Source organism: Actinomadura geliboluensis (assembly GCF_005889745.1).
Classification (GTDB): domain Bacteria; phylum Actinomycetota; class Actinomycetes; order Streptosporangiales; family Streptosporangiaceae; genus Spirillospora; species Spirillospora geliboluensis.
Genome location: NZ_VCKZ01000385.1, coordinates 1 through 8,605, shown reverse-complemented (window position 1 = coordinate 8,605; position 8,605 = coordinate 1). Strand labels below are relative to the sequence as shown.

Here is an 8,605-nt window from a genome sequence, read left to right as displayed (position 1 = left end):
ATCCCGTTCCCGGACGTTTCTGGGCATCTACCTGAACGACCACCTTGCGGCGGCGGCCGGTGGCGTGGGCCTGGCCCGCAGGTTCGCGCAAAGCCATCGCGACTCGGAGGACGCGGAGCGCTTCAGGCGGCTCGCCGACGACATCGCCGCCGACCGGGGCGCCCTGCTCGCGATCCTGAAGTCGCTCGGGCTGCCGGCTCGCCGGTACAAGAGCCTGGCCGTATGGACGGCAGAAAAGGCAGGACGCCTCAAACTCAACGGCGGCCTTCTCCGCCGCTCACCACTGAGCGACGTCGTGGAATTGGAAGCCCTTGTCCTGGCGGTCCAAGGAAAGAGCGCCGGATGGCAGACGCTGCTCACCATCGCCGACCAGGAACCCAGGCTCGACACAGAGCGGTTGCGGACGCTTCAGGCACGCGCGAACGCCCAGCTCGCCGTCCTGGAACCACTCCGCACGGCGGCCGTCAAGGACGCGTTCCGCGAGGTGGGAGCCGCGGAATCCGCCGCCGGGTCGTAGGTCTCGGCGGGTGGCGGCCATTCCGCCGGTCGCGGCGATGACCTCGCCCGTATCTGCCGGATGTGAGAAAAGCAGACGTATTGGCGTCGCGACTCCCGTCTGACCCGGCTAGCCCATGGCATAGCTCTCACCGCTGGCGGGTTTTTGCCGTCCGGCCCCGGAAAAGTGCACCGCCATGGCGTGGACCGGCGGGCCCAATGCTCTCGATTAGCCGCGCGGCGGCGTTGACCGGCCGGCGGCTGCGCTGGCACCTGGACAACGGACGCCACGTCGTGGCCCAGGTGGTGCGCGGTCCAGGACGGGAACGCGATCGGGGCCCGCTGAGCCGGGCGGGCCCGGGCTGCCATAGAGGAGAAATCGGGCGAATGGGACGCATGTGGGCGGGTACCGATTTCGGACACCCCTAGGTCACGGAGGAGACATGACCGTTGGACACGCTCTGCCCGAGCGGTCCGCGAAGTTCACGCGGGAGATGACGCCGGCGCTGCCCGCAGCGCGCGGCCCGGTGTCGCGGGCGGTGGTGGAGGCGCTGGCCGCGGACCCGCCCCCGGCGACCTCGCTGCTCGCCGACGCGATGCGCGCCATGCCGTCCGCCGACCCTTACGGGGAGGATCTGCAGCTGGCCCTGCACACCTGTTACGAGCTGCACTACCGAGGTTTCGCCGGAGTAGACCCCGACTGGGAATGGGACACGGACCTCTTGCGGCTGCGCGGCGCCATGGAAGCGGTCTTCCTGGACGCCCTGCGCCGCGACACCACGCCGGACGACGACGTGGACGGAGCGCTGGAGGAACTGCTGACCGAACCGGTCGACGGCCGCGGCGTCACCCACCATCTCCGCGACGAAGGGGAATGGTGGCACCTGCTGGAGCACGCGGCGCACCGCTCGGTGTACCACCTGAAGGAGGCCGACCCGCACGCGTTCGTCGTCCCGCGGCTGCACGGCCGCGCCAAGACCGCGCTGGTGGCGGTGGAGAACGACGAGTTCGGCGGCGGACGTCCGGAGATGATCCACCAGGGCCTCTACGCCGACCTCCTCGACGACCTGGGCCTGGACTCGTCCTACGGCGCCTACGTGGACGCCGTCCCGGCGGTGACGCTGGCCACGGTCACCATGATGTCGCTGTTCGGCCTCCGCCGATCGCTGCGGGGCGCGCTCGTGGGGCACTTCGCGGCCGCGGAGATCACCACGGCGCCGTCCGCCCGCCGGATGGCGCGGGCCCTGGAACGCCTGGACGGCGAGGAAGGTGGCCGTGACCAGGCCCGTCAGCCCGATGGCGAGGGCCGTCAGCGCACGCGCGCGCCGACCATGACGTTCCACAGACCCCGCTCCTCGCCCCTTGGACCCCGATGACGTCACCGCGCGCGGCGGCGACGGGTGGAACCGTAATGCCTCGCGGTGAACATTTGGGATGTTGGACGGGTAAAGCCGCAGATGAGAGGCATGGGACGGTGGAGGCGGCTGGTTCTCCTGGAGCGCTGTGACCGGCCCATCGCGTGTGGACCATCAGGGCCGCGCGGTCGTCGTGATCACGACGGTGAGCTGGGTAAACGTCAGCATGTCTGAGATGTCTGCTTTGTTTGGCGGGGCGGCTCCGGCGCGGCTGCGGGACGGCGCGGATACACGAATCGGTGACCGGAAGTGGCCCTCTTTGCGACCGAAAAACGATCCCCCCAGGTGGCTGACCTGCGCGAATGGTCCGCAATGGTGTCCGAAACGTGGGGCGTCCGGTGGACCATGCCAGCCGACGGCGCGCGCCCGTCCGATACCGGAGTGCGGCGGGGCGGCGGGCCGGGGTTGCGGGTTTGGTCTACCGGTCCCCGGCCGGCCGCTTCACCGGGTAGACCTGCATTCGTGCAGGTGAGTTATGTGAGTGAGGCGACGCCGGGCCGGCCGAACGAGGATTTCGTGGCAGCCGGGCCCGGCTGGGTGGTGCTGCTGGACGGGGCGACGGCGCCGCAGGGGGTGGACAGCGGGTGCCGGCACGACCCGGCGTGGCTGGTGCGCCGGCTGGGCGGCGGGATCGCGGCGCTGCTGGCGCTGGAGGACGGCAAGCCGCTGCCCGACCTGGTCGCGGAGGCGATCAAGGTGACGGGGGAGGCGCACACGGGGACGTGCGACCTGCAGAACCCCGACAGCCCGTCGGCGACGGTGTCGCTGCTGCGCCGCCGCGGCGCGGCCGTGGAGTGGTTCGTCCTCGCCGACTCCCCGATCGTGGTGGACGTCGGCGAGATCATGGTCTTCCGGGACGACCGGGTCGACCATCTGCCGAGCTACACCCTCGAAGGCGTGCGCAGGTCGCGCAACAGCCCCGGCGGGTTCTGGGTGGCGAGCACCAAGCCCGAGGCCGCGTACGAGGGGCTGACCGGCGAGCTGCCGGTGGACGGCCTCCGGCGGGCGGCGGTGCTGAGCGACGGCGCGTCCCGGCTGGTCGAGCGGTTCGGCCTGATGGGGTGGGACGAGCTGCTCCGGCTGCTGGACGAGGAGGGCCCGAGGGAGCTCGTCCGGCGCACCAGGGCCGCGGAGGCGGCGGGCACGAAGCCCAGGGGCAAGCGGTACGACGACGCCACCGCCGTCCTGGTGCGCTTCTAGCGGTCAGCGCGTCGCCGGCTTGATGTTCGGCCACCAGGCGCCGAGGTCCTCCGGCAGGTGCATCCCGTCGACGCGGAGCGTGGCCGGCATCAGCGGGAAGCGCCGCCCGGCGGGGAACGTCCGGTTGTAGGACGGCGGGTCGATCACGACGACGCGGGTGCCGTTGACGGCGGGGATGTCGGCGGGCACGCCCTCGTTCCAGATCCATTCGCCGTGCGCGTCGACGAGGTTCCACGGGCTGGACACGATCGGCGGTCCGGGCGGGGCGTCGGCGTTCAGGAAGCACGCGAGGATCTCCGGCGCGGGCCGCTCGCCGGTCAGCCCGCCGGGACGGCCGATGAGGGCCCCGCCGAGCAGCATGTGCAGCTGGAAGTTGTCGCCGATGCCGCCGATCGTGACCGTCCAGCCCTGGCGGCTCGCCCGGTCGAGGACGAGGAGGCGCTCGCCGTCCAGGACGCGCAGCAGCGCCTGGTAGTGCTCCATCTGCCCGAGGTACCGGGACGCCTCCCCGGCGGCGCGGAGGTGGAGGTCGCGGTCGCCGAGGGACGCCCGCAGGCCCGGTGCCATCTGCAGGAGGGTGCAGCCCGCCATCGCGTACTGCGGCAGCGCGAACCACGCCATCATCGTGACGACCGCGCCGTCCCCGAGGACGGGTCCGACCGTGTCGACCGCCCGCTGGGACGGCTGCTCCTCCTGCATGTCGGGCGGCGGTTCGCCGCCGGTGGCCTCCGTCCAGGCGTTGCCGAACGCCAGCGCGGCGGCGGTGACCTCGGTGATCCGCTGGACGAGCGCGGGTCCGACGGGCGCGGGGTCGGCGCCGTTCTCGATCCAGGCACCGGAGATCACGGCGAGCCAGCCGCCGAGGTTCGGCGGGGCCTGCGCGATGCCCTCGGTGAGGCGGGGCAGCGCGGCGGTCATCTCGGCGGGGGACGCGGTCCGGGACGCGTCCATGAGGGAGGGCAGGAGGTCGCCGAAGGAGCGGTCCTCGGCGATGGCCGCCCGGACGGCCTCCTCGACGGCGTGCTGTAGCGGCATGGTTGATCACCTTCGCACAGCGGGCGGGGCGCACGGGAATCGGCCGGAACCGCCCCCATCTTGGAATCTGATTCTAGAATGAGGCCATGGAGCCACAGGATTTCGACGACGTGCTCAAGGCCGTCCGCAGCTTCGTCCGCGAGCAGGTCGTCCCGCGCGAGGACGAGATCGAGGAGACCGACGCGATCCCGGCGGCGCTGCGCCGCACGTCGCAGGACATGGGCCTGTTCGGGTACGCGCTGCCCGAGCAGTACGGCGGGCTCGGCCTGTCGCTGAGCGAGGAGGTCCGGCTCGTCTTCGAGATCGGCTACGCCAGCCCGGCGTTCCGCTCCATGTTCGGCACCAGCAACGGCATCGCCGGGCAGGTCCTGGTCAACTCCGGGACCGAGGCGCAGAAGGACGCGTGGCTCCCCAAGCTCGCTTCCGGCGAGGTCGTCGGCGCGTTCGCGCTCACCGAGGCCGAGGCCGGCTCCGACCCCAGCACGCTGACCACGACCGCCGCACCCGACGGCGACGGCGGCTACGTCATCAACGGCGCGAAGCGGTTCATCACCAACGCCCCCGAGGCCGACGTCTTCATGGTCTTCGCCAGGACGGGCGGCGCCGGTTCGCGCGGCATCTCCACGTTCCTCGTCGAGAAGGGCGCGGACGGCCTGAGCGTCGGCCCGTCCGACGAGAAGATGGGCCAGCGCGGCGCCCACACGGCCGAGGTCTTCTTCGACAACGTGCGCGTCGCCGCCGAAGCCATGGTCGGGACGGAGGGAACGGGCTTCCGCACCGCGATGGCGTCCCTCGCCCATGGGCGGCTCAGCATCGCCGCCGTCTGCGTCGGACTCGCCCAGAGAATCCTGGACGAGACCGTCGCCTACGCAAAGGAACGCAGCCAGGGCGGTAAGACGATCGGCGAATACCAGCTCGTCCAAGGGCTCATCGCCGATTCCCAGACCGAGCTGTACGCCGGACGCTCCATGGTGCTGGAGGCCGCCCGCGCCTACGACGCCGGTGAGGACACCAAGCTCGGGCCGTCCTGCGCCAAGTACTTCTGCTCGGAGATGGTCGGACGCGTCGCCGACCGCGCCGTGCAGGTCTACGGCGGCATGGGCTACATGCGCGGCGTGGCCGTCGAGCGCTTCTACCGCGACGTCCGGCTGTTCCGGATCTACGAGGGGACGAGCCAGATCCAGCAGCTCGTCATCGCCCGCGGCCTGCTGCGCTGACGCGGCCCGCCGCGCCGACGGCGCCCGCCCTGCGGACCCGCCGGGCGGACCCGGCATGACGCGCTGACGACGCCCGCCCCGCTGACCAGCGCGGACGCCGGCCGGGCAATCCGGTTCGCACCACGCGCTCAGGCCGTGTATGGTTTCACTGCGCGAACGACGCAAGCCCCTTTAGCTCAGTCGGCAGAGCGTCTCCATGGTAAGGAGAAGGTCTACGGTTCGATTCCGTAAAGGGGCTCACGGCATCCCGGCCGCCATCCGATCTCATCGGACGGCGGCCTTCGTCGTCTCCACCGGCGAGGCGGGGTTCCGCCGCGAAGCAGCGCCGCGAAGCAGCAGGCCGCCGCCCCGGAGGCGGAACGCGCTGATTCGCTCCTTACCAGGCGCTGTGGTACCGTCCCACCGGTTCCAGCAGGACGTTTCGCAGCCCACCGGAGCACCCGGTATTCTGGGAGGCGGTCCAGCGGAACTCGCGAAACCGAAGCCCCGATCTCGGTCCGGGTTTTCGCGTTTCCAGGGTTCGGTGAGCATCCGGTATCCTTGCAATCCGGTCCACACCGACCATCACGGCGGGGTAGCTCAGTCAGGCAGAGCAAGCGGCTCATAATCGCTGTGTCGCCGGTTCAAGTCCGGCCCTCGCTACTACCCATGTCTCTCACCTCCTCCGGGAGGTGAGCAGGCTGGGTCGAATCGCCGGCCGCCCGCCCGGGCGGCCGAGGTCCGTAGATCCATGTCCCTTACCCAGAAAGGCACTCCATCGTGGCTGCCACCGACGTCCGGCCGAAGATCACGCTGGCCTGCCAGGAGTGCAAGCACCGCAACTACATCACGCGGAAGAACCGGCGCAACGACCCGGACCGCCTTGAGCTGAAGAAGTACTGCCCCAACTGCCGCTGCCACCGCCCGCACCGGGAGACCCGGTAGCCGAGCGCCGCACGGCCGGCTGAAAACGGCGCCTTCTTCGCGCGCTTGCCCTGACATCGATCAGCCCGTCCCCGCCAGTGAGACCCGGCGGGGGCGGGCTGAACGTCATTCTGTTACCGTCCGACGCGAAGACGGAACAGGCGGGCGCCCGGGCAGCGCGGCCCGTTCGACCTGGAGGGACGGATTGCATGGCACTCAACCGCGATTTCATCGGGCGGAGCTTCCCGCCCAGCGAGCCGTACGAGGTCAGCCGGGTGAAGATCCGCGAGTTCGCGGACGCGATCGGCGACCGTAACCCGGTCTACCGCGACCAGGAGGCGGCCAAGGCGGCCGGGTACCCCGACGTCATCGCGCCGCCCACGTTCCCGATCGTGGTCTCCCTCGGCAACCCCGGCCTCGCCGACCCCGACCTCGGGCTCAACTACGCGATGGTCGTGCACGGCGAGCAGCGCTTCGAGTACACCCGCCCGCTGCACGCCGGCGACGTCGTGACCTGCACGTCCACGATCACCGAGATCAAGTCGATCGGGAACAACGAGAAGATGGTCGTCGAAACCGACGTCAAGACGACCGAGGGCGAGCTGATCTGCAAGACCTACAACACGATCGTGGAGCGGGGGGCCTGATGACCGCCAAGGTGAACTACGCCGACGTCGAGGTCGGCACCGAGATCCCCGCGCAGAGCTACGCGGTCGACCGCGCCAACCTCGTCATGTACGCGGGCGCGTCCGGGGACTTCAACCCGATCCACTGGCGCGAGTCCGTCGCGAAGGCCGTCGGCCTCCCGGACGTGATCGCGCACGGCATGTACACGATGGCGCAGGGCGGCCGGTTCGTCACCGACTGGGCCGGCGATCCGGGTGCGGTCGTCGACTACGGGGTACGGTTCTCCTCTCCGGTGGTCGTCCCCGACGAGGGCGGCGCGACCCTGGAGATCAGCGGCAAGGTGGAGGAGAAGCTCGACGACAACAAGGTCGTCGTGGCGCTCACCGCCAGGTCGAACGACCAGAAGGTCCTCACGCGCGCGCGGGCGGTCGTCAAGCTCGCCTGACGGACGGTGACGCATCGGCCGGGGCGTCCCGGCCGATGCCGTCGCGGGGGCCGCGGCACGCACGGCTAGGGGGAGGACGACGTGGCGGTGTTCGCCGAAGACGTGAACCTGGCGGGATACACCACGCTGCGGCTGGGCGGCCCCGCCCGGCGCTTCGTCGAGGCGACGACCGAGGACGAGCTGGTCGCCGCGGTCCGCAAGGCCGACGACGAGGGCGAACCGCTCCTCGTGCTCGGCGGCGGCAGCAACCTGGTCGTGTCCGACGACGGCTTCGCCGGCACCGTCGTGCACGTCGGCACCCGCGGCACCGAGCGCGCGTCCGCCGAGGGCGACACCGTCCTCGTCCGCGTCCAGGCCGGCGAGGACTGGGACCCGTTCGTCGCCCGCTGCGTCTCCGACGGCCTCGCCGGGGTCGAATGCCTGTCCGGCATCCCCGGGCGCGTCGGCGCCACCCCCATCCAGAACGTCGGCGCCTACGGGCAGGACGTCAGCGAGACCATCGTCGCGGTGCGCGCCTACGACCGGGAGGCCCGCGCCGTCGTCACCCTCGACCGCGACGCCTGCCGCTTCACCTACCGGCACAGCGTCTTCAAAGGCAACGACCGGTACGTCGTGCTGGACGTGACGTACGCGCTGCACGAGGCCGAGGAGTCCCAGCCGGTCGCCTACGCCGAACTGGCGCGCAAGCTGGGCGTCCAGCCGGGGGACAGGGTCACCCTCAAGGAGGCCCGGCACGCCGTCCTCGAACTGCGGCAGGGCAAGGGCATGGTCCTGGACCCGGCGGACCCCGACACCCGCAGCGCCGGATCGTTCTTCACCAACCCGATCCTCGACCCCGGCCAGCTCGCCGAGCTGGAGCGCCGCGTCGCCGAGCGGCTCGGCCCGGACGCGGTGTTCCCCCGCTTCCCGGAGGCCGGCGACCGGGTCAAGACGTCCGCCGCCTGGCTCATCGACCGCGCCGGTTTCGGCAAGGGCCACGCCCGCGGCTCGGCCCGGATCTCCACCAAGCACACCCTCGCGCTCACCAACCCGGGCGACGCCCGCACCGCCGACCTGCTCGCGCTGGCCCGCGAGGTCCGCGACGGCGTCCGCGACGCGTTCGGCGTCGAACTCGTCAACGAGCCCGTCCTCGTCGGCGTCGCCCTCTGACCCGCCGGCCCGGCTGAAACGGGCCGGGAGCGGGAACCATGAGGGCAGGGCCCTCGACCACCGCGGGGCTCGGCCGCGGAAGGGCCCGGACGGGAGTACCGCCGTGGCCCTACCCGCCC

Annotated in this window: 9 protein-coding genes and 2 tRNA genes; 10 read left to right on the top strand and 1 reads right to left on the bottom strand. The window is 71.3% G+C overall.

Annotation, left to right across the window (positions count from 1 at the left end):
* The 3 genes from ETD96_RS35725 to ETD96_RS35715 all read left to right on the top strand — a co-directional run.
* Positions 1 to 517 (top strand): hypothetical protein (locus tag ETD96_RS35725; protein ID WP_138640890.1); only part of this gene is annotated, 517 nt, incomplete at its 5' end.
* A 421-nt stretch (positions 518 to 938) separates the two neighbouring features.
* Positions 939 to 1,871, top strand: a complete 933-nt coding sequence (locus ETD96_RS35720) for an iron-containing redox enzyme family protein (protein ID WP_138640889.1) — start codon at positions 939 to 941, stop codon at positions 1,869 to 1,871.
* A gap of 555 nt (positions 1,872 to 2,426) precedes the next feature.
* Complete coding sequence (locus tag ETD96_RS35715) at positions 2,427 to 3,110, top strand: protein phosphatase 2C domain-containing protein (RefSeq protein WP_240808470.1); 684 nt, start codon at positions 2,427 to 2,429, stop codon at positions 3,108 to 3,110.
* 3 nt (positions 3,111 to 3,113) lie between these two features.
* Here the strand turns inward: ETD96_RS35715 and ETD96_RS35710 are convergent, their stop codons facing one another.
* Complete coding sequence (locus tag ETD96_RS35710; protein WP_138640887.1) at positions 3,114 to 4,145, bottom strand: hypothetical protein; 1,032 nt, start codon at positions 4,143 to 4,145, stop codon at positions 3,114 to 3,116.
* An 86-nt stretch (positions 4,146 to 4,231) separates the two neighbouring features.
* On the opposite strand from ETD96_RS35710, the gene ETD96_RS35705 reads away from it, so the two are divergent.
* From ETD96_RS35705 to ETD96_RS35675, 7 genes are all read left to right on the top strand, one after another.
* Positions 4,232 to 5,362 (top strand): acyl-CoA dehydrogenase family protein, encoded by a 1,131-nt coding sequence (locus ETD96_RS35705; RefSeq protein WP_138640886.1) that lies wholly within the window; start codon positions 4,232 to 4,234, stop codon positions 5,360 to 5,362.
* Between the two features lie 165 nt (positions 5,363 to 5,527).
* Positions 5,528 to 5,600, top strand: a tRNA-Thr gene (locus tag ETD96_RS35700).
* A gap of 330 nt (positions 5,601 to 5,930) precedes the next feature.
* A tRNA-Met gene (locus tag ETD96_RS35695) sits at positions 5,931 to 6,004 on the top strand.
* Positions 6,005 to 6,121: 117 nt separating this feature from the next.
* Entirely contained in the window at positions 6,122 to 6,286 is a 165-nt protein-coding gene (rpmG, locus tag ETD96_RS35690; RefSeq protein ID WP_089324515.1) for a 50S ribosomal protein L33, read from the top strand.
* Positions 6,287 to 6,474: 188 nt separating this feature from the next.
* Positions 6,475 to 6,912 (top strand): MaoC family dehydratase N-terminal domain-containing protein, encoded by a 438-nt coding sequence (locus ETD96_RS35685; RefSeq protein ID WP_138640885.1) that lies wholly within the window; start codon positions 6,475 to 6,477, stop codon positions 6,910 to 6,912.
* Complete coding sequence (locus ETD96_RS35680) at positions 6,912 to 7,337, top strand: MaoC family dehydratase (protein ID WP_089324513.1); 426 nt, start codon at positions 6,912 to 6,914, stop codon at positions 7,335 to 7,337. The genes ETD96_RS35685 and ETD96_RS35680 overlap by 1 nt, the downstream gene beginning before the upstream one ends.
* An 81-nt stretch (positions 7,338 to 7,418) precedes the next feature.
* Positions 7,419 to 8,486 carry a UDP-N-acetylmuramate dehydrogenase gene (locus ETD96_RS35675; protein WP_138640884.1) on the top strand — a complete coding sequence of 356 codons (1,068 nt, stop codon included), beginning with the start codon at positions 7,419 to 7,421 and terminating at the stop codon, positions 8,484 to 8,486.
* Positions 8,487 to 8,605: the final 119 nt, after the last annotated feature.